This window comes from Ectopseudomonas guguanensis (assembly GCF_900104265.1).
GTDB classification, from domain to species: domain Bacteria; phylum Pseudomonadota; class Gammaproteobacteria; order Pseudomonadales; family Pseudomonadaceae; genus Aquipseudomonas; species Aquipseudomonas guguanensis.
This window is the reverse complement of record NZ_FNJJ01000001.1, coordinates 236121-256361: the sequence shown is the minus strand read 5'-3', so window position 1 is coordinate 256361 and position 20241 is coordinate 236121. Positions and strand designations below refer to the sequence as shown.

The following is a 20241-nucleotide window of genomic DNA, read 5'->3' as shown; positions in this document are numbered from 1 at the left end:
AGCTCGCCGCTGAAGCGCCTCCCACGGGCAGAGCCAACGCGGCTACTGTGGGAGGGGCTTCAGCCGCGACGCGATCTCAAGCGCCTTTTTCGCCTTTCTTCAGGCGCACGGCGAGCACGTCGCAGGGCGCGCCATGCAGCACGTCATTGGCGGTGGAGCCCAGTAGCAGCGCGAGACCGTGCCGGCCATGGCTGCCGACCACGATCAGGTCGCAACCCTGTTCTTCGGCGAGGCGGTGGATTTCCTGGCGTGGCTGCCCGTAGGCCAGGTGGCGCTGGTCCGCGCTGAGCTCCGGGTACTTGCCGGTAAAGCTGTCCAGGCGTTCACGCGCCTGTTCGAACTGCTGTTGCTGCAGCATCGACAGGTCCATCGGCACGTCACCGCCGAATGCCATGGCCATGGGCTCGACGATATGCACCAGAGACATCCTGGCACCACTGGCCTTGGCCAGCTTCTGCGCACGGACCACTACGGGGTCGCATTCGTCGGTCAGGTCGACGGCGACCAGAATGTGCTGGTAGGGCATGGTTGACTCCTCCTCGAAGGGGCAAATGGCTATGCAGCAAGTATGGCCCCGTTGTGCACGATAAGGGGCCTGTTGTCATCATCCGGACAAAGAAAAGCCCGGTGCGAGCACCGGGCGGGGACAGGCCAGGCAGGCCGGAAACATAAAGCATCACTGTTGGTTGGCGGCGTACTGGGCAGACACGCCTTCCAGGCCTTCGATGATGCTGTCGGAATACTTGCTGACGAGAAAGGGTACGGTGTTCTCGTTGTAGTTGCGCAGCGACTTCTCGATGTAGCGCCACTTGGTTTCGATGGCGCTCAGTGCAGCCGTGATCTGCGGCGTGTTCTGCTGTGCGGCACTGAGGCTGCCGAGCTTGCTGGCGAAATCACCGACCAGCACGTCCATGGCGCGTTCTTCACCGCCGCCGAAGAAGCTGGTGCCGACCGATGCGCTGCGGGAAGCATAGTCCAGTGCGATGTTTTGCATCAGCAGGCTTTGTTCGCGGCTCTTCTGGGTCAGCGGCGGCACGCTGAAACCGCTTTCCTGCTGAATCTTCTGATACAGCTCCTGACTAATGGCCATGAGACGCTGGTTGTGATCGGCCAGGTCGGCGACAGGCTGCAGGTCGGTATAGCCCTGCTTGCGCATGGCGTCCATCAGGGCCTGGAGGCCGCTGCGATAACTCTGCCAACTGGTTTGCAGCTGCGCTCGCAGCGCCTTGCTCGCATCGCCGGGCATTTCGCCGAGGCTATCGAGACGCGCCTGGCCCTCCTGCAGGGACTCACCGATCATCCGCGCATAGCGCTGGTCGCCTTCCATGCCGTTGTACATGTAGAAGTCGCCCAGGCTTTTCTGGGCTGCCAGGCGCAGCTGGTGCAGGCGCAGCAGATCGTCGGCCGGCGCGGCGCTGAGCAGGGAGGAGGGGAGCAGGGTGAAGAGAAATACGAGCAGGGCGCTCAGGGAAAATGCAAGCGAACGGCGGCTCGACATTGGCAACTCCGTGTGGCCCGTCGTGGGGCTCGATTTGTTTTTTTAATGCTCGCGGATGGCCCTGTGCCAGCCGAAAGTGAGACGACTGTACCCGCAGCTCGGGCGTTTGGCTAGGGACTCGGGCACGCCGGCAGCGGCCGGGAAAAGCGCGCAATGGCGCGATATTGACGCGGTTTATCGAAAATCGCTGGAGGCCGCGGATGACCGGGCCTGGAGAATTCGTCGAGAAATCGACGAAAACAGGCCAATTGACAAGCGCAGGCTTTTCCCCGAAGGTGTGCATACCCAAATCAAACGGGCGTATGAATTGAGCGTTTGCCTGGTCAGGCGCGCCACTACAGCCCGAATATCGCGTCGGTGGGTGTGTCGTACCGATTGGAGCTATGCTCGACGGCTGTGCCGTGGGCTGGCCTGCCGGTTGGCTCCGATGTGTACTGTTCAGCTTCCATACCGTGGAGATCAGTTGATGATTTACGAAGGTAAAGCCATCACGGTTAAGGCTCTTGAGAGCGGCATCGTCGAATTGAATTTCGACCTCAAGGGTGAGTCCGTCAACAAATTCAACCGTCTTACCCTCAACGAGCTGCGCGCCGCCGTCGACGCGATCAAGGCTGACGGTTCGATCAAGGGCGTGATTGTCACCAGTGGCAAGGACGTGTTCATCGTCGGTGCCGATATCACCGAATTCGTCGACAACTTCAAACTGCCCGACGAAGAGCTGGTGGCTGGCAACCTGGAAGCCAACAAGATTTTCAGCGATTTCGAAGACCTTGCCGTACCGACCGTCGTCGCCATCAACGGCATCGCCCTGGGTGGCGGTCTGGAAATGTGCCTGGCTGCCGACTACCGCGTAGCGGCCGAGACCGCCAAGGTTGGCCTGCCGGAAGTCAAGCTGGGCATCTACCCGGGCTTCGGCGGCACCGTGCGCCTGCCGCGCCTGATCGGTACCGACAACGCTGTCGAGTGGATCGCTTCCGGTAAGGAAAGCAAGGCTGCCGACGCTCTGAAAGTCGGCGCCGTGGACGCCGTTGTGGCGCCTGAAAAACTCAAGGATGCGGCTCTCGATCTGGTCAAGCGCGCCATCTCCGGCGAGCTGGACTACAAGGCCAAGCGTCAGCCCAAGCTGGAAAAGCTCAAGCTCAACGCCATCGAGCAGATGATGTGCTTCGAGACCGCCAAGGGTTTCGTGGCAGGTCAGGCCGGCCCCAACTACCCGGCTCCGGTCGAAGCCATCAAGACCATCCAGAAGGCCGCCAACTTCGGTCGTGACAAGGCGCTGGAAGTCGAGGCCGCCGGCTTCGTCAAGCTGGCCAAGACCTCGGTCGCCGCGAGCCTGATCGGCCTGTTCCTGAACGATCAGGAGTTGAAGAAGAAGGCCAAGAAGCACGACGAGATCGCCCGTGACGTGAAACTGGCCGCCGTGCTCGGCGCCGGCATCATGGGTGGCGGTATCGCCTACCAGTCGGCCTCCAAGGGCACCCCGATCCTGATGAAGGATATCCGCGAAGAGGGTATCCAGATGGGCTTGAACGAGGCCTCCAAGCTGCTCGGCAAGCGCGTCGAGAAGGGCCGCATGACCCCGGCGAAGATGGCCGAAGCGCTCAACGCCATCCGTCCGACCATGTCCTACGGTGATTTCGGCAACGTCGACATCGTGGTCGAGGCCGTGGTCGAAAACCCGAAGGTCAAGCACGCCGTGCTGGCCGAAGTGGAAGGTCAGGTGCGTGAGGACGCGATCATCGCCTCCAACACCTCGACGATTTCCATCAGCTACCTGGCACAGGCGCTCAAGCGTCCCGAGAACTTCGTCGGCATGCACTTCTTCAACCCGGTGCACATGATGCCGCTGGTGGAAGTCATCCGTGGCGAGAAATCCAGCGAAGTGGCCGTGGCCACCACCGTTGCTTACGCCAAGAAGATGGGCAAGAACCCGATCGTGGTCAACGACTGCCCGGGCTTCCTGGTCAACCGTGTGTTGTTCCCGTACTTCGGCGGTTTCGCCAAGCTGCTGGAATTCGGCGTCGACTTCGTGCGCATCGACAAGATCATGGAGAAGTTCGGCTGGCCCATGGGCCCGGCCTACCTCTCCGACGTGGTCGGCATCGACACCGGTCACCACGGCCGTGACGTGATGGCCGAAGGCTTCCCGGACCGCATGGCCGTGGAAGGCAAGACCGCCGTCGACGTGATGTACGAGGCCAACCGCCTGGGTCAGAAAAATGGCAAGGGCTTCTACGCCTACGAGACCGACAAGCGCGGCAAGCCGAAGAAGGTCTCCGATCCCGAGGCCTATGAAATCCTCAAGGCCATCGTCAAGGAACAGCGCGAGCTGACCGACGAGGACATCATCAACTTCATGATGATCCCGCTGTGCCTGGAAACCGTTCGTTGCCTGGAAGACGGCATCGTCGACACCGCAGCAGAGGCCGATATGGGCCTGATCTACGGCATCGGCTTCCCTCCCTTCCGTGGCGGTGCACTGCGCTACATCGATTCGATCGGTGTGGCCGAGTTCGTCGCCCTGGCCGACAAGTACGCCGAGCTGGGCGCCCTGTACCACCCGACCGCCAAACTTCGCGAAATGGCCGCCAAGGGCCAGAAGTTCTTCGGTTAATCGCGCAGCGAACAGAGCGAGAGTGAATATATGAGCCTGAATCCTAGAGATGCAGTGATCGTCGACTTCGGTCGTACCCCGATGGGTCGTTCCAAGGGCGGCATGCACCGCAACACCCGTGCCGAGACCATGTCCGCGCACCTGATCAGCAAAGTGCTGGAGCGCAATTCCAAGATCGACCCGGCGGAAGTCGAGGACGTGATCTGGGGCTGCGTCAACCAGACCCTGGAGCAGGGCTGGAACATCGCGCGCATGGCGTCGCTGATGACCCAGATCCCGCACACCAGCGCCGGCCAGACCGTCAGCCGTCTGTGCGGTTCGTCCATGAGCGCCCTGCACACTGCCGTGCAGGCGATCCAGACCGGCAACGGCGACGTGTTCGTCGTCGGCGGTGTGGAGCACATGGGCCACGTCGGCATGATGCATGGCGTCGACCCGAACCCGCACCTGTCGCTGTACGCCGCCAAGGCGTCCGGCATGATGGGCCTGACCGCCGAAATGCTGGGCAAGATGCACGGCATCAGCCGCGAGCAGCAGGACGCCTTCGGTGAGCGTTCGCACCGTCTGGCGCACAAGGCTACCGTCGAAGGCAAGTTCAAGGATGAAATCATCCCGATGCAGGGCTACGACGAGAACGGTTTCCTGAAGGTCTTCGACTACGACGAAACCATTCGTCCGGAAACCACCCTGGAGAGCCTGGCCAACCTCAAGCCTGCCTTCAACCCGAAAGGCGGCACCGTGACTGCGGGTACCTCCTCGCAGATCACCGACGGTGCTTCCTGCATGATCGTCATGAGCGCCCAGCGCGCTCAGGATCTGGGTATCGCCCCGATGGCCGTGGTTCGCGCCATGGCCGTGGCCGGTGTCGATCCGGCGATCATGGGTTATGGCCCGGTGCCGTCCACTCAGAAGGCGCTCAAGCGCGCCGGTCTGACCATGGCCGACATCGATTTTGTCGAGCTCAACGAAGCCTTCGCTGCCCAGGCCCTGCCGGTACTGAAGGACCTGAAACTGCTCGACAAGATGGAAGAGAAGGTCAACCTGCACGGCGGCGCCATCGCCCTGGGTCACCCCTTCGGTTGTTCCGGTGCCCGTATCTCCGGTACCCTGCTCAACGTCATGAAGCAGAACGGTGGCACCCTCGGTGTCTCCACCATGTGCGTGGGCCTTGGCCAAGGCATCACCACCGTCTTCGAACGCGTTTAAGCGTCAGTGGACAACAAACCGGGGCCCAGTGCCCCGGTTTTGCTTTTTACGGCTTTTCAATTCGGGAACCTCTCATGCAACTGCAGCCAGGACTCTATCGCCACTACAAGGGCCCGCAATACCGCGTATTCGGCGTGGCGCGCCATTCCGAGAGCGAGGAAGAGGTGGTGGTCTATCAGGCCCTTTACGGCGAGTTCGGCCTGTGGGTGCGGCCGCTGAGCATGTTCTGCGAAGAGATCGAGGTGGACGGCAGGCGCGTTCCACGCTTTGCTTTGATTCAGGCCGAAGTCAGCCCTATCGGTGGTTCTGAAGTCTGACTGCACGGCCCCTACGCTTGACCTTCGCTTGGTCGCCACTATATATAGCGGGGCCTCAAGGCTCCCAGCCTTCTATATTTCGCATTTTTAGGAATTCTCTGATCCATGGGCAAATCGCTGGTCATCGTGGAATCCCCGGCCAAGGCCAAGACCATCAACAAGTATCTGGGCAGCCAGTACGTGGTGAAGTCGAGCATCGGCCATATCCGTGACCTGCCTACCAGCGGCTCGGCAAGCGCCACCAAGGAGCCTGCCAAGCGCGGCAAGGCCGCCGCCGAGGCGCCTGCGCTGTCGCCCAAGGAAAAGGCCAAACGTCAGCTGTTCGCGCGCATGGGCGTCGACCCCGAGCACGGCTGGAAGGCCAAGTACGAGATCCTGCCCGGCAAGGAAAAGGTGATCGAGGAACTACGCCGTCTGGCCAAGGATGCCGACACCATCTATCTCGCAACCGACTTGGACCGCGAAGGGGAGGCCATTGCCTGGCACCTGCGCGAATCCATCGGCGGCGACGACAGCCGCTACAAGCGCGTGGTGTTCAACGAGATCACCAAGAAGGCGATCCAGGAAGCCTTCTCCAAGCCCGGCGAGCTGGATATCAACCGCGTCAACGCCCAGCAGGCGCGGCGCTTCCTCGACCGCGTGGTGGGCTACATGGTCTCGCCGCTGCTGTGGGCCAAGATCGCCCGCGGCCTGTCCGCCGGCCGCGTGCAGTCGGTGGCGGTGAAGCTGGTGGTCGAGCGCGAGAAGGAAATCCGTGCCTTCGTCCCTGAAGAATACTGGGAAGTGCACGCCGATCTCGGTACCGCGAAGAACGCCAAGGTGCGTTTCGAGGTGGTGCGCGAGGGCGGTGCGGCGTTCAAACCGGTCAATGAAGCTCAGGCCATGGCCGCGCTGGAGAAGCTCAAGGCCTCCAGCTACAGCGTGGTCAAGCGCGAAGACCGCCCGACCAGCAGCAAGCCGTCGGCTCCCTTCATCACTTCCACCCTGCAGCAGGCGGCGAGCAACCGCCTGGGCTTCGGCGTGAAGAAGACCATGATGATGGCCCAGCGGCTGTACGAGGCCGGCTACATCACCTATATGCGTACCGACTCGACCAACCTGTCGAACGACGCGGTTGAGATGGTGCGCGGCTTTATCGGCAGCGAGTACGGCGACAAGTACCTTCCGGGCAAGCCCAACCTGTATTCGAGCAAGGAAGGCGCTCAGGAGGCGCACGAAGCGATTCGTCCGTCCGATGTCAACCTGCGTCCGGCCCAGCTATCGGGTATGGAGCGTGACGCCGAGCGTCTGTACGACCTGATCTGGCGCCAGTTCGTCGCCTGCCAGATGCCGCCGGCCGAGTACCTGTCCACCAGCGTCACCGTGGCTGCCGGCGCCTTCGAGCTGCGTGCCAAGGGCCGCATCCTCAAGTTCGACGGTTACACCCGTGTGCTGCCGCAGCAGAGCAAGCCGGGCGAGGACGACGTCCTGCCGGAAATGAAGGAGGGCGAGGGCCTCAAGCTGATCCAGCTCGACCCCAGCCAGCACTTCACCAAACCGCCGGCGCGCTACTCCGAAGCCAGCCTGGTCAAGGAGCTGGAAAAGCGTGGCATCGGCCGCCCCTCCACCTACGCGGCGATCATCTCCACCATTCAGGATCGTGGCTACGTCACGGTGCATAACCGCCGCTTCTACGCCGAGAAGATGGGCGACATCGTCACCGAGCGTCTCGACGAGAGCTTCGCCAACCTGATGGACTACGGCTTCACCGCCACCATGGAAGAGCATCTCGACGACGTGGCCCAGGGCGAGCGCGAGTGGAAGCATCTGCTCGACGAGTTCTACGGCGACTTCAAGAAGAAGCTCGAAGCCGCCGAGGCAGGCGAGGGCGGCATGCGCGCCAACCAGCCGACCCTGACCGACATTCCCTGCCGCGAGTGCGGCCGGCCGATGATGATTCGTACCGCCTCCACCGGCGTGTTCCTAGGTTGCTCCGGCTATGCGCTGCCGCCGAAGGAACGCTGCAAGGCCACCATCAACCTGGTGCCGGGCGACGAAATCGCCGCCGACGACGAGGGCGAGTCCGAATCCCGCGTGCTGCTCGGCAAGCATCGCTGCCCGATCTGCTCCACAGCCATGGATGCCTACCTGCTGGACGAAACCCGCAAGCTGCATATCTGCGGCAACAACCCGGACTGCACCGGCTACGAGATCGAGCGGGGGCAGTACCGCATCAAGGGTTACGAAGGCCCGAGCCTGGAATGCGACAAGTGCGGCAGCGAAATGCAGCTCAAGACCGGCCGCTTCGGCAAGTTCTTCGGTTGCACCAACCCGAGCTGCAAGAACACCCGCAAGCTGTTGAAAAATGGCGAGGCGGCGCCGCCGAAGATGGACAAGGTGGACATGCCCGAGCTCAGGTGCGAGAAAGTGGACGACACCTACGTGCTGCGTGACGGTGCGTCGGGCCTGTTCCTCGCGGCCAGCCAGTTCCCGAAGAATCGTGAGACGCGCGCGCCGCTGGTGCTGGAGATCATCCCGCACAAGCACGAGATCGACCCCAAGTATCACTTCCTCTGCGATGCGCCGCAGAAGGACCCGGACGGTCGTCCGGCGGTGATCCGCTACAGCCGCAAGACCAAGGAGCAGTACGTGCAGTCCGAGGTCGATGGCAAGCCGACCGGCTGGCGTGCGTTCTACGATGGTGGCAAGTGGAAGGTCGAGGACAAGCGCTAAGGCCTGACGTCTAACAGGCCCGGCTCTGGCTTGCCAGATCACAAGGTCAGGAGGGCTGACGAGATGCGCGTCCGGCTACGGCCGGCGCGCGTATCATGACCCGATCAGCTGTGGAGGTCGCCGCAATGGCTAAAGAAATCTATACCCGCACCAATCAGAAGATCTTCTTCGCCGGTATCGCACTGGATAACTGGCGCAAGGCCGAGGCGTCCTCCGCGTTCAACGTACAGGCACTGGTACAGGCCGAGCGCGAGGCCGCACTGTTTCATCTGTACGGTGGGCTGCTCGGGCTGTGTCACGAGATCGCCGGCTACTACCGCATGAATGACGCAGCGCCTTCACGGGTCGAGGCGTTCGTGCAGCAGGCGGTGCTCGAGGGCGCGCCCAGCCCGGAACTGGCCGAGCTGGTGGAGCTGGCGCAGCAGCGTGAAACCTGGCTGGCCGAGTTGCTGGCCGCTTATGCCGCGTTGTTTCAGCCGCCGCGCGAGGAGCGCAAGGCCAAGGTCGACCCCTCGATGCCGCTGATCACGGCCGTCAGCGTTGGCGAAGAGCCCGTTGAACTGAGCTTCGATGATGTCGATGCCTGGCGTCAGCAACTCAAGGCCTTGGTATTGCGTTTCCGTGAAGGCCTCAGCGAGTGCTGATTGCGTTCAACTGGACCAGTGGGCTGGGGATGAGCCTGACTGACTGTTACAATGTCGTGTTTTCGCACAGAGACTGAGCCAATGCCTACATCCTTTCTGGAAATCGTCGAACTGCCCGATGGGCGTATTGCCCTGCGCCGCGCAGAGGATGAAGAGGCGCTGGTGACCCTGGACTTCTCCGCTGATGCCAAGGCGTTTTTGCAGGGCCAGCACATCGAGGTGGCCAAGGCCATGCTCAATGTCGGGGTGCAGATGGCCGGTCGCATGGCCGAGGGTGATTTCAGCAGCGAAGAAGATGAAGGACCGCGAGTCCTGCATTGAAGGATCAGCCGCAGGCTGCAGGCCACAAGCTGCAGGCAGGAACGAAAAGCCCCTCGAATATGAGGGGTTTTTCATTGGGGCGCGTTTATGAACCACGTCATTGACGAATCGTCGTCCGGCCGGACGCTTTTGTAGCCTGTAGCCTGTAGCCTGTAGCCTGTAGCCTGTAGCCTGTAGCCTGTAGCCTGCTCAGCCCAGGCTGATATTCAGGCTCTGCGCGGCACCGCTAACGGCGGCCTGTGCCAGGCGTTGGCGCGTGCCGCGCTCGACCGGGTGCAGCCAGCTGATCACCGTATGGCTGCGCCCCAGCTTGAGCGCTTCTTCCGCCAGCTGCAGGGCGCTTTGCCCCTGTCGCGGATGCAGCAGTAGGATGCGCTCGCGGTTCAGGCCGGCATCGCGAAGCCAGGCCTGGGTCAGGCTCGCAGGCGGCGCCACCAGGGTCAGCCAGCGCGCGTCCTGATTCTGGCTCAGCTCACGCAGGATAGGTGCCAGCAGGTGCAGGCAGTGGCCGGCGGCGCCACGCAGAGCCAGTTCGCTGAATGCCTGATCATCCTCGCTGCGAGCGACGTCATCCGTAACCAGGGGCGTGCCTGAGGCTCCCAGGAAGGCGTCGAAAAGTGGGAGTTGTGGGCGCTCGAACGACTGCTGCACTTGCATGGCGTTTCCTCAGCGGCGTATTACACCGACACTCAAACCTTCGATAACCAGATCCTGGTGTTCCAGATCCACTTCGATCGGAGCGAACTCGGGGTTCTCGGCTATCAGCCAGACCTTGTTGCCCTCGCGCTTGAAGCGCTTGACCGTGACCTCGTCATCGATGCGGGCGACGACGATCTGGCCATTGCGTGCTTCGCGGGTGGTATGCACGGCGAGCAGATCACCGTCGAAGATGCCGATGTCCTTCATGCTCATGCCGCGTACGCGCAGGAGATAGTCGGCCTTGGGTTGAAAGAACGCCGGGTTGATCTGGCAGGATTCCTCGACATGCTGCTGGGCAAGAATCGGAGCACCGGCGGCGACACGGCCGATCACCGGCAGGCCTTCGTCCTCGTTCGCAGCGCCAGCTTCGAAGCCGGGGATGCGAATGCCGCGCGAAGCGCCCGGGGTCATTTCGATGGCCCCTTTGCGCGCCAGGGCCTTGAGGTGTTCTTCTGCCGCGTTGGGCGATTTGAAGCCCAGCTCCTGGGCGATTTCAGCCCGCGTGGGCGGGTAGCCGTTGTCTTCCAGGCAGCGTTTGATGAAGGCGAGAATCTCGGCTTGGCGTGGCGTCAGTTTCAGCATGGCGGGGCTCTGTCTTTTTATACAGTGACTGGGATTATATACAGTAAGCACGGCTTGGCAACGCCCAAATTTTTCCTGCTTGCCGCCTGGCTTGTAACCTGCTTGCGGCAACGTGCGTCTTCGCTTGTTGTAAGCTGTGACCCGCCGGCCAAAACACGGCTTGCGCGGCTTGACAATTCGATGAGCTGAAACGTATGTTTCAAACAAGTGTTTGTCAGGTGATAACTCATGGCTCAGTCGGAAACCGTTGAACGCATTCTCGATGCTGCGGAACAGCTGTTCGCGGAAAAGGGCTTCGCCGAGACCTCGCTGCGGCTGATCACCAGCAAGGCAGGTGTCAACCTGGCAGCCGTCAACTATCACTTCGGCTCGAAGAAGGCGCTGATCCAGGCGGTCTTCTCGCGTTTCCTCGGGCCCTTCTGTGCCAGCCTGGAAAAGGAACTCGATCGCCGCCAGGCCAAGGCTGAAACCCAGGCTACCCTCGAGGAGCTGCTCGAGCTGCTGGTGGAGCAGGCGCTGGCCGTGAAGCCACGCAGCGGCAACGATTTGTCCATCTTCATGCGTCTGCTGGGGCTGGCCTTCAGCCAGAGCCAGGGCCACCTGCGCAAATACCTGGAAGAAGTCTACGGCAAGGTGTTCCGCCGCTACATGCTGCTGGTGCACGAGGCGGCGCCGCGTATTCCGCCACTGGAGCTGTTCTGGCGTGTGCACTTCATGCTCGGTGCCGCGGCGTTCAGCATGTCCGGTATCAAGGCGCTGCGCGCAATGGCCGAGACCGATTTCGGCGTCAACACCTCGATCGAGCAGGTAATGCGCATGATGGTGCCCTTCCTCGCTGCCGGCATGCGCTCGGAAACCGGGGTCAACGACCCGGCGCTGGCCGGCGCGCAGCTCAAGCCGCGAAGCAAGGCGCCAAGCACTGCGCCCAAGGCCTGAGCGGCGGAAGCTGTGCCCGGTTTCGTCACGATTGCCAGCGTAGGTAGTTTTTCGGCGGCCTGCTAAGCTAGCGGCCCATGTCCGATCTCGATTTACTCCATATCTCCATTGCCGATCAGATGCTCTACGGCTTCAGCGCGGGGCAACTGAAGGTTCGCTTGCCCGTATCCACCGCGCGCAACGGTGCGGGCGAGCGCAATGGCTCGGGCTGCACGCCGCGTGGGCTGCACCAGGTGCGTGCGAAGATCGGCGCCGGGCTGCCGCTGGCTGCCGTGCTGCGTGGTCGACGCTGGACCGGTGAGGTCTGGTCGCCGCAGCTGCACGAGCAGTTTCCCGGGCGCGACTGGATCCTGACCCGCATTCTCTGGTTGAGCGGCCTCGAAGCCGGGCGCAATCGCCTGGGGGAGGTCGACACCTTCCGTCGCTACATCTACCTGCACGGCACGCCGGACACGGAACCCATGGGCCAGCCGCTGTCCCATGGCTGCATTCGTTTGCGTAACGACGACATGCTGGCGCTCTTCGACCGTGTGCCTGCGCACTGCAGGGTGCGCATCGACGAGGCGCCTTGCCCGCAATGGGCTGCCAACCCGGTTTTCAAATAAGGAATAGGTTCATGCAAGGCTCTTTGATGATGGACATCGCCGGCATCTGGCTGACCGCCGAGGATCGCCAGATGCTGCGCCAGCCCGAGGTGGGCGGCCTGATCATCTTCGCTCGCAATATCGAATCACCGCGCCAGGTGCGCGAGTTCTGTCAGAGCATTCGTGCCGTGCGCCCGGACCTGCTGCTGGCGGTGGATCAGGAAGGCGGGCGGGTGCAGCGTCTGCGCCAGGGCTTTTTGCGGCTGCCGGCGATGCGCGCGATTGCCGATAACGACAATGCCGAGGAGCTGGCCGAGCATTGTGGCTGGCTGATGGCTACCGAGGTGCTCGCGGTAGGCCTGGACCTCAGCTTCGCACCAGTGCTGGATCTCGATCATCAGCGCAGTGCGGTGGTTGGCAGCCGCGCCTTCGAGGGTGATCCGCAGCGCGCCACCGCGTTGGCCGCCGCCTTCATTCGCGGCATGCATCAGGCCGGTATGGCCGCCACCGGCAAGCATTTTCCCGGGCACGGTTGGGCCGAGGCGGACTCTCATGTCGCCATCCCGGTCGACGAGCGCAGCCTCGATGAAATCCGCGCCTGCGACATGCAGCCATTCAAGCGCCTGGCGAACGAACTCGACGCCGTGATGCCGGCCCACGTCATCTACCCGCAGGTCGATGAACAGCCGGCGGGATTCTCGCGTCGCTGGTTGCAGGACATCCTGCGTGGCGAGCTGGGTTTCGACGGCGTGATCTTCAGCGACGACCTGTCCATGGCCGGTGCCCATGTGGTCGGCGATGCCGGCAAGCGTATCGAGGCCGCGCTTGCCGCAGGCTGCGACATGGGCCTGGTGTGCAACGATCGCGCTTCGGCCGAGCTGGCCCTGAGCGCACTGCAGCGCCTGCAGGTCAGGCCGGCCGAGCGCCTGCAGCGTATGCGTGGACGGGGTCATGCCTGCACGGAGTATCGCCAGGCGCCGCGCTGGTCGACGGCGGTGGCGGCGTTGAGGGCTGCACAACTGCTCGACTGAGGATCGACTTGTGACTGTTCATGCCATCATCGGTGGTACCGGCCTGACGCAGCTCGAAGGCCTGGAGATTCACCAGGCGCTGACGCTGGATACGCCCTATGGCGCGCCCTCGGCCGACATCCTGCGCGGCGGGTACGCCGGCCGCGACGTGCTGTTTCTCGCGCGTCACGGCCAGCCGCATCGGATCGCGCCGCATCAGGTGAATTACCGCGCCAACCTCTGGGCGCTGAAGCAGGCCGGAGCACGGGCGATAGTGGCAGTCAACGCGGTGGGCGGTATCCATGCGGCGATGGGGGCAGGCCACTTCTGCGTGCCGCATCAGATCATCGATTACACCGCCGGTCGTGCGCACACCTTCTTCGAGGGCAAGCTGGATCATGTGACCCACGTGGATTTCAGCCACCCCTACGACGAGGCGCTGCGCGCGCGCCTGATCGCCGCCCTGCAGGCCGAGGGGGCGGCCTTCAGCAGTCATGGCGTGTATGGCTGCACCCAGGGGCCGCGCCTGGAGACGGCTGCGGAAATCTTGCGGATGGAGCGCGACGGCTGCGATCTGGTTGGCATGACCGGGATGCCGGAGGCGGCGCTGGCGAGGGAGTTGGCCTTGCCCTATGCCTGTCTGGCCCTGGTGGTGAATCCGGCGGCTGGTAAAACCAGTGGCCCCATCACCATGGCAGAGATCGAACGGGTGCTGGAGCAGGGCATGGGCACCATCAAGGCGGTGCTGGCGCGCGTGCTGAGCGCCTAGTTTGCTAGCGCAACGAAAAGGGCCGCTTGGCGGCCCTTTTCGTTGCTGTTCAAAGCGGACTGATGCGCACCAGTGCGCCCAGGCTGCCGTGATCCAGATAGGTCAGGCTGTTGTCCTTCAGGCGCTGGGCGACCTTCATGTGTTCGCTGCTCTCCAGCAGGCCGTCGGCGCTGAAGCGGTTGATCCACAGCTCCAGCTCCAGGTCGGCGAAGCGATCCTGGGTGAAGGCGAGGGTCCCTTCGACCGGGTAGTGGCCAAGATGCGCCTCGCCGCTGCTCACCGCGACACGACTCGGTGTGCTGCTCAGCGTCTGGCTCCAGGCCTTGTGCAGCAGGACCTGATAGCCGTTGCCCGGATTGAGCCTGGCGGCTTCGTTGTCGAGGCTGGTGGGGCGTTCGCTGCCGGCGATCGGCAGGGCGGTACCTGCCCAGTCGTCCGGGGCAGTCTTCGGCGCGATCAGCGCTTCTCCCGCCTGGCGGAACACCAGCAGTTCGACCTGGTACAGGCGTTCGGCGAAGGCGCTGGGTGCGAGCAGGCAGAGCAGCAGGGCGATCAGGTGCAGTGGGCGCATGTGTGAGTCCTTCAGGTGGTGGGCGCAAGGCGCTCGAACAGGGCTTCCAGGGTATTGAAGCGCTCTTCCGCACGCTCCATCGGCACCTGGATCTTGAAGACGGTGGCGCCTTCGAACTTGTAGCGTTTCGGCTGGGCCTGGATCAGCTTGATCAGGGTCAGCGGGTCGACGCAGGTTTCCGCGGCGAACTCGATACGGCCGCCCTGCGGGCCGGCGTCCACCTTGGTGATGCCCAGCTTGTCGGCCTGCAGCTTGAGCAGGGTCAGGCGCATCAGGTGCTTGGTCGGCTCCGGCAGCAGGCCGAAGCGGTCGATCATCTCCACCTGCAGCTCTTTCAGGCCGTCCTCGTCGGTGGCCGAGGCGATGCGCTTGTAGAGGATCAGACGCGCGTGCACGTCAGGCAGGTAATCCTCGGGGATCAGCGCCGGCACGCGCAGGTTGATCTCCGGGCCACCGCCCAGCGGCTGGTCGAGGTTGGGCTGCTCGCCTTTCTGGATGGCCTTCACGGCCCTTTCCAGCATTTCCATGTAGAGGGTGAAGCCGACGGCCTGGATCTGCCCGCTCTGACCATCGCCGAGCAGCTCGCCGGCGCCGCGGATTTCCAGATCGTGAGTGGCGAGGATGAAGCCGGCGCCCAGGTCCTGCGCGCCGGCGATGGCCTCCAGGCGCTTCTGCGCATCCTCGGTCATGCTCTTGCGCGGCGGGGTGAGCAGGTAGGCGTAGGCCTGGTGGTGGCTGCGACCGACACGGCCGCGCAGCTGATGCAGCTGGGCCAGGCCGAACTTGTCGGCGCGCTCGATGATGATGGTGTTGGCGCTGGGCACGTCGATGCCGGTTTCGATAATGGTCGAGGCCACCAGCACGTTGAAGCGCTTGTGGTAGAAATCGCTCATCACCTGTTCCAGCTCGCGCTCGCGCATCTGCCCGTGGCCGATGCCGATGCGTGCTTCGGGCACCAGTTCGGCCAGATCGGCGGCGCATTTCTCGATGGTCTTCACGTCGTTGTGCAGGTAGTACACCTGGCCGCCGCGCAGCAGCTCGCGCAGCAGCGCTTCCTTGATGGTCGGCTTGTTCTCCTCCATGACGAAGGTGCGTACCGACAGCCGTCGCGCCGGTGGCGTGGCGATGATCGACAGGTCGCGCATGCCGGCCACGGCCATGTTCAGGGTGCGTGGGATCGGCGTGGCGGTGAGGGTGAGGATGTCCACCTCGCTACGCAGCGCCTTGAGTTGCTCCTTCTGGCGCACGCCGAAACGGTGTTCCTCGTCGATGATCACCAGGCCCAGGTTTTGGAACTTGACGTCGTCCTGCAGCAGCTTGTGGGTGCCGATGACGATGTCCACCTTGCCTTCGGCCAACTGCTGCACGGCGCCTTCGACTTCCTTGGCGCTCTTGAAGCGGCTCATCACCTCGACTTTCACCGGCCAATCGGCGAAGCGGTCGCGGAAACTGTTGTAGTGCTGCTGGGCGAGCAGGGTGGTGGGCACCAGCACGGCCACCTGCTTTCCGCTGTGCACGGCGATGAAGGCGGCGCGCATGGCCACCTCGGTCTTGCCGAAGCCGACGTCGCCGCAGACCAGGCGATCCATTGGCTTGCCGGCCAGCATGTCGGCGCGTACGGCGTCGATGGCGGCCTGCTGATCCGGGGTTTCCTCGAAGGGGAAGCCGGCGCTGAAGGTGGCGTAGTCCAGGGCCGGGTCCTGGAAGGCGAAGCCTTCGCGGGCGGCGCGGCGTGCATAGATGTCGAGCAGTTCGGCGGCGACGTCGCGCACCTGTTCGGCGGCCTTGCGCTTGGCCTTTTGCCAGACTTCCGAGCCGAGACGGTGCAGCGGCGCCAGGGCGTCATCGTTGCCGCTGTAGCGGGCGATCAGGTGCAGGCTGGCCACCGGCACGTAGAGCTTGGCGTCGTCGGCGTACTGCAGGGCAAGGAATTCGGCGGCCTGGCCGTCGAATTCCATGGTCACCAGGCCCAGGTAGCGACCGACGCCATGATCGATATGCACCACCGGCGCGCCTTCGCGCAGCTCGGTGAGGTTCTTGATCACGTTGTCGCCGCCGTCGCGACCCTTCTCGCGACGACGACGCTGCATCACGCGCTGGCCGAACAGCGGGTTTTCCGGGACCAGCGCCAGTTCGTCGAGCAGCAGGCCTTCGTCCAGCGGCGCGATGCAGATGTTCAGGCGTTCGCCGCTTTCGACGAACGCCGGCCAGCCGTCGACTTCTTTGGGCTTGAGCTTGAGGCGGGCGAGCAGTTCCAGCAGCACTTCGCGGCGCCCGGCCGACTCGGCGCAGAACAGCACGCGCCCCTGATATTCCTCGATGAAGCGGCGTAGCGCCGCCAGCGGCTCGCCGGCCTTGGCCTGGATCGCCAGGTCGGGCAGGGTGCGCGCCTCGAAGCGGGTCTGGCCGACACCGGCTTCGATGTCGTCCTGATTGACCACTACGCGCGGCCAGTTTTTCAGGCGGGCGAAGCAGTTCTCCACCGGCAGGAAAATATCCGCAGGTGGCAGCAGCGGGCGCTCGGGGTCGACGCGGCGGTCCTCGTAGCGGTTGCGTGCATCCAGCCAGAATTGCGCGGCGGCCTTTTCGATGCCGGGCAGGGAGAACACCTGGGTGTCGCCCGGCAGGTAGTCGAACAGGGTGTCGGTTTCCTCGAAGAACAGCGGCAGGTAGTACTCGATGCCGGCCGGAGTAATGCCGCTGGATAGGTCCTGATAGATAGGGCAGCGGCGAAAATCGACGTCGAAGCGCTCGCGAAAGCGCCCGCGGAAATCGCTGACGGCCTTCTTTTCCAGCGGAAACTCGCGCGCTGGCAGCAGACGGATCGACTCGACCTTGTCCACCGAGCGCTGATTTTCCGGGTCGAAGGTGCGCAGGGTTTCGATCTCGTCATCGAACAGGTCGATGCGATAGGGCGCCTCGCTGCCCATGGGGAAGAGGTCGATCAGCGCGCCGCGTACGGCGAACTCGCCGTGTTCGTAGACGGTGTCGACGCAGCGGTAGCCGGCGGCCTCCAGACGTGTGCGCATCTGCTCCACATCCAGCTTCTGGCCTACATCCAGCACCAGGCTGCTGCCGAGCAGGAAGCGCTTCGGCGCCAGGCGGTGTAGGGCGGTGGCGATCGGCACTACGAGAATGCCGCGGCTCAGTTGCGGTAGCCGATATAGCGCGGCGATACGCTGGGAGATGATGTCCTGATGTGGCGAGAAGACGTCGTAGGGCAGGGTCTCCCAGTCAGGGAAATGCAGCACCGGCAGATCCGGGGCGAAGAAGGCCAGTTCTTCCTGCAGGCGCTCGGCGCTCTGGCTGCCCTCGGTCAATACCAGGGTGAAGCGCCCGGCGTTGCTGGCCGCTTCGGCGATGGCCAGGGACAGGGCGGCGCCAGGCAGGTTGCCCCATTGCTGTTTGCCGGCGCTGGCCGGTAGAGACGGAAGACGCAGTACGGACACGGGCGGCTCACGGTCGTGACAAAAGGCCGGGAATTGTAGCGGGGCTTGGTGGTCAATGTCAGTCGCGACAGGCGCGCATTGCTCATGCTCGCGCGCACCGTCATAATGTAGCCCCTTTTTTCAGCCCCTACATGTGGAAGGTACTGCCCGTGACTCAGAAGCCCGACCAGTGTCTCGGTGAATGGATCGATCGTGAGGCCCTCGCGGAAGCGATGATTCCGCTGATTGGTCAGCTCTATCGCAACAACAACGTGGTGACCTCGATCTACGGCCGCGGCCTGATCAACCGTTCGGTCATCGACATCCTCAAGGCTCACCGTTTCGCGCGCCATCGCCTGGCCGATGAGGCCGAGCTGTCGGTGCACGACACCTTCCCCATGCTCAAGGCCATGAGCGAGCTCAAGCTGGGCGCCGCTTCGGTGGACCTGGGCAAGCTGGTTGCCAAATTCAAGGCCGAAGGCGCCGGTCGCGCCGTCGAGCAGTTCGTCAAGGACGAGCTGGCCGATGTGGTCGGCAAGCAGAACGGCGCTGCCCGCGAAGGCACCGACGTGGTGCTTTACGGTTTCGGCCGTATCGGCCGCCTGCTGGCGCGCATCCTGATCGAGAAGACCGGTGGCGGCGACGGCCTGCGCCTGCGTGCCATCGTCGTGCGCAAGGGCGCCAGCAACGATCTGGTCAAGCGTGCCAGCCTGCTGCGTCGTGACTCGGTGCACGGCAAGTTCAACGGCACCATCACCATCGATGAAGAGAACAACACCCTGACGGCCAACGGCAACCTGATCCAGGTGATTTACGCCAAGGACCCGAAGGAAGTCGACTACACCCAGTACGGCATCAAGAACGCGCTGCTGGTGGACAACACCGGCGTATGGCGCGATGCCGAGGGTCTGGGTCAGCACCTGACCTGCCCGGGGATCGATCGCGTGGTGCTCACCGCGCCTGGCAAGGGCGCGCTGAAGAACATCGTGCACGGCATCAACCACAGCGAAATCACCGCTGAGGACAAGATCATCTCCGCGGCTTCCTGCACCACCAACGCCATCGTGCCGGTGCTCAAGGCAGTCAACGACAAGTACGGCATCGTCAACGGTCACGTCGAGACCGTTCACTCCTACACCAACGACCAGAACCTGATCGACAACTTCCACAAAGGCAGTCGTCGTGGTCGCAGTGCTGCGCTGAACATGGTCATCACCGAAACCGGCGCGGCCACCGCTGCGGCCAAGGCGCTGCCGGTGCTCAAAGGCAAGCTGACCGGCAACGCCATTCGTGTGCCGACGCCGAACGTGTCCATGGCCATTCTCAACCTGAACCTGGAGAAGGCCACCAGCCGCGAAGAGATCAACGAGTACCTGCGCCAGATGGCCATGCACTCGGACCTGCAGAAGCAGATCGATTTCGTCAGCTCGCAGGAAGTGGTGTCCACCGACTTCGTCGGTTCGCGCCACGCCGGTGTGGTCGATGCCGAAGCCACCATCGCCAACGACAACCGCGTCGTGCTGTACGTCTGGTACGACAACGAGTTCGGTTACAGCTGCCAGGTGGTACGCGTGATGGAAGACATGGCTGGGGTCAACCCGCCGGCCTTTCCGCGCTGATAGCCGGGTCGGCTGACAAAACAACGGGAGCCTCGGCTCCCGTTTTTTTTGGTTCTGCGCATATTTTGGGGGAAGTGCGGGTTGACACTGGACTGGCAATTACGTGTTTAGCTGTCGATGACTTGGCACTATCCGTTAGCGTGTCGTCTGAACTGATAGGTTTCGCCCCTTACGGGCGACTCACTTTCTTTGCTTGTGCAAAGAAAGTAAGCAAAGAAACACACCCCTGCATCCGGCCCCGGCTGCGCCGGGGTTCCCTCGCTCCATCACCGCTCCAGGGGCACGCCACGAAGGGCCATCCCTGGCCCATCGTGGCTCTCGCGACATCCATGTCGCTCAACCCCTTCCGCGGCGATTCCACTCGGCCTCCTGAAGGGGGCTTGGGCGTCGCCTGTTCCATCGCTGTTGAAGAGCAAAGGCAAAAGCCAGACGCCACCAATTTCAACTTCGCAAAGATTATGCGCTTGCGACCCGGCTTCCAGAGCAGCGCCGGGGCGAGGAAACGCAGCGAAGTGGAGTAACAGCCGCTGGCTGGCCCGAACGCTCAGCGCACTCGGCAATGGATAGTGCTAAGTCAGTAAGCGGTACGCACGCAAACTTGCCAGTCCGGTGTCAGGCGCATCTTCCCCGCGAGAACGCGCAGAACCTTTTCTTGCGCGGAATCTGCATCGCCGAAGGTGACGGATGGATGTCGGCCGGCATCCAGTTTGTTGCGCCCTGTTACCGAAAAG

The 20241-nt window shown here is 63.2% G+C and carries 17 protein-coding genes; 11 read left to right on the top strand and 6 right to left on the bottom strand.

Going from position 1 to position 20241, the window contains the following annotated elements:
* Positions 1-76 precede the first annotated feature (76 nt).
* Positions 77-526: a universal stress protein gene (locus BLS61_RS01260; RefSeq protein ID WP_090426249.1), complete on the bottom strand. Its 450-nt coding sequence runs from the start codon at positions 524-526 to the stop codon at positions 77-79.
* Between the two features lie 150 nt (positions 527-676).
* Positions 677-1498: a hypothetical protein gene (locus BLS61_RS01255; protein ID WP_090426247.1), complete on the bottom strand. Its 822-nt coding sequence runs from the start codon at positions 1496-1498 to the stop codon at positions 677-679.
* Positions 1499-1964: 466 nt separating this feature from the next.
* Between BLS61_RS01255 and fadB the strand changes: the two genes are divergently transcribed.
* The 6 genes from fadB to BLS61_RS01220 all read left to right on the top strand — a co-directional run bounded on the left by fadB (position 1965) and on the right by BLS61_RS01220 (position 9312).
* A complete protein-coding gene (gene fadB / locus BLS61_RS01245) occupies positions 1965-4112 on the top strand; it encodes a fatty acid oxidation complex subunit alpha FadB (protein ID WP_090426243.1) in 2148 nt (715 codons plus the stop codon).
* Between the two features lie 30 nt (positions 4113-4142).
* Positions 4143-5318, top strand: a complete 1176-nt coding sequence (gene fadA / locus BLS61_RS01240) for an acetyl-CoA C-acyltransferase FadA (RefSeq protein WP_090426239.1) — start codon at positions 4143-4145, stop codon at positions 5316-5318.
* Positions 5319-5392: 74 nt separating this feature from the next.
* The gene (locus BLS61_RS01235; RefSeq protein WP_090426236.1) at positions 5393-5635 is read left to right on the top strand and encodes a DUF1653 domain-containing protein; all 243 of its coding nucleotides are present in this window, start codon (positions 5393-5395) and stop codon (positions 5633-5635) included.
* A gap of 105 nt (positions 5636-5740) precedes the next feature.
* Positions 5741-8347, top strand: a complete 2607-nt coding sequence (gene topA, locus BLS61_RS01230) for a type I DNA topoisomerase (protein WP_090426233.1) — start codon at positions 5741-5743, stop codon at positions 8345-8347.
* Positions 8348-8472: 125 nt separating this feature from the next.
* Positions 8473-8991, top strand: a complete 519-nt coding sequence (locus tag BLS61_RS01225) for a DUF6586 family protein (RefSeq protein WP_090426230.1) — start codon at positions 8473-8475, stop codon at positions 8989-8991.
* An 81-nt stretch (positions 8992-9072) separates the two neighbouring features.
* Positions 9073-9312 carry a hypothetical protein gene (locus tag BLS61_RS01220; protein WP_090426226.1) on the top strand — a complete coding sequence of 80 codons (240 nt, stop codon included), beginning with the start codon at positions 9073-9075 and terminating at the stop codon, positions 9310-9312.
* Between the two features lie 189 nt (positions 9313-9501).
* Here BLS61_RS01220 and sulA read toward each other — a convergent pair whose 3' ends face one another.
* Together sulA and lexA are read right to left on the bottom strand one after the other, a co-directional pair.
* On the bottom strand, positions 9502-9969 hold the full coding sequence (gene sulA / locus BLS61_RS01215) for an SOS-induced cell division inhibitor SulA (protein ID WP_090426223.1): 468 nt from the start codon (positions 9967-9969) through the stop codon (positions 9502-9504).
* Positions 9970-9978: 9 nt separating this feature from the next.
* A complete protein-coding gene (gene lexA / locus BLS61_RS01210; protein ID WP_013714775.1) occupies positions 9979-10593 on the bottom strand; it encodes a transcriptional repressor LexA in 615 nt (204 codons plus the stop codon).
* A 228-nt stretch (positions 10594-10821) separates the two neighbouring features.
* Between lexA and BLS61_RS01205 the strand changes: the two genes are divergently transcribed.
* The 4 genes from BLS61_RS01205 (at position 10822) to BLS61_RS01190 (ending at position 13892) form a co-directional block, all read left to right on the top strand.
* Positions 10822-11529, top strand: coding sequence for a TetR/AcrR family transcriptional regulator (locus BLS61_RS01205; protein WP_090426218.1), 708 nt, complete (start codon positions 10822-10824; stop codon positions 11527-11529).
* A gap of 77 nt (positions 11530-11606) precedes the next feature.
* Positions 11607-12134, top strand: a complete 528-nt coding sequence (locus BLS61_RS01200) for a L,D-transpeptidase (RefSeq protein WP_090426215.1) — start codon at positions 11607-11609, stop codon at positions 12132-12134.
* Positions 12135-12145: 11 nt separating this feature from the next.
* Entirely contained in the window at positions 12146-13144 is a 999-nt protein-coding gene (nagZ, locus tag BLS61_RS01195; RefSeq protein WP_090426212.1) for a beta-N-acetylhexosaminidase, read from the top strand.
* A 10-nt stretch (positions 13145-13154) separates the two neighbouring features.
* Positions 13155-13892 (top strand): S-methyl-5'-thioinosine phosphorylase, encoded by a 738-nt coding sequence (locus BLS61_RS01190; protein ID WP_090426209.1) that lies wholly within the window; start codon positions 13155-13157, stop codon positions 13890-13892.
* A gap of 49 nt (positions 13893-13941) precedes the next feature.
* Here BLS61_RS01190 and BLS61_RS01185 read toward each other — a convergent pair whose 3' ends face one another.
* Both BLS61_RS01185 and mfd read right to left on the bottom strand, forming a co-directional pair.
* Positions 13942-14463, bottom strand: coding sequence for a CsiV family protein (locus tag BLS61_RS01185; protein ID WP_090426206.1), 522 nt, complete (start codon positions 14461-14463; stop codon positions 13942-13944).
* A gap of 11 nt (positions 14464-14474) precedes the next feature.
* Positions 14475-17912: a transcription-repair coupling factor gene (gene mfd / locus BLS61_RS01180; RefSeq protein ID WP_090426203.1), complete on the bottom strand. Its 3438-nt coding sequence runs from the start codon at positions 17910-17912 to the stop codon at positions 14475-14477.
* A 131-nt stretch (positions 17913-18043) separates the two neighbouring features.
* On the opposite strand from mfd, the gene BLS61_RS01175 reads away from it, so the two are divergent.
* A complete protein-coding gene (locus BLS61_RS01175; RefSeq protein ID WP_090426200.1) occupies positions 18044-19510 on the top strand; it encodes a glyceraldehyde-3-phosphate dehydrogenase in 1467 nt (488 codons plus the stop codon).
* Positions 19511-20241: the final 731 nt, after the last annotated feature.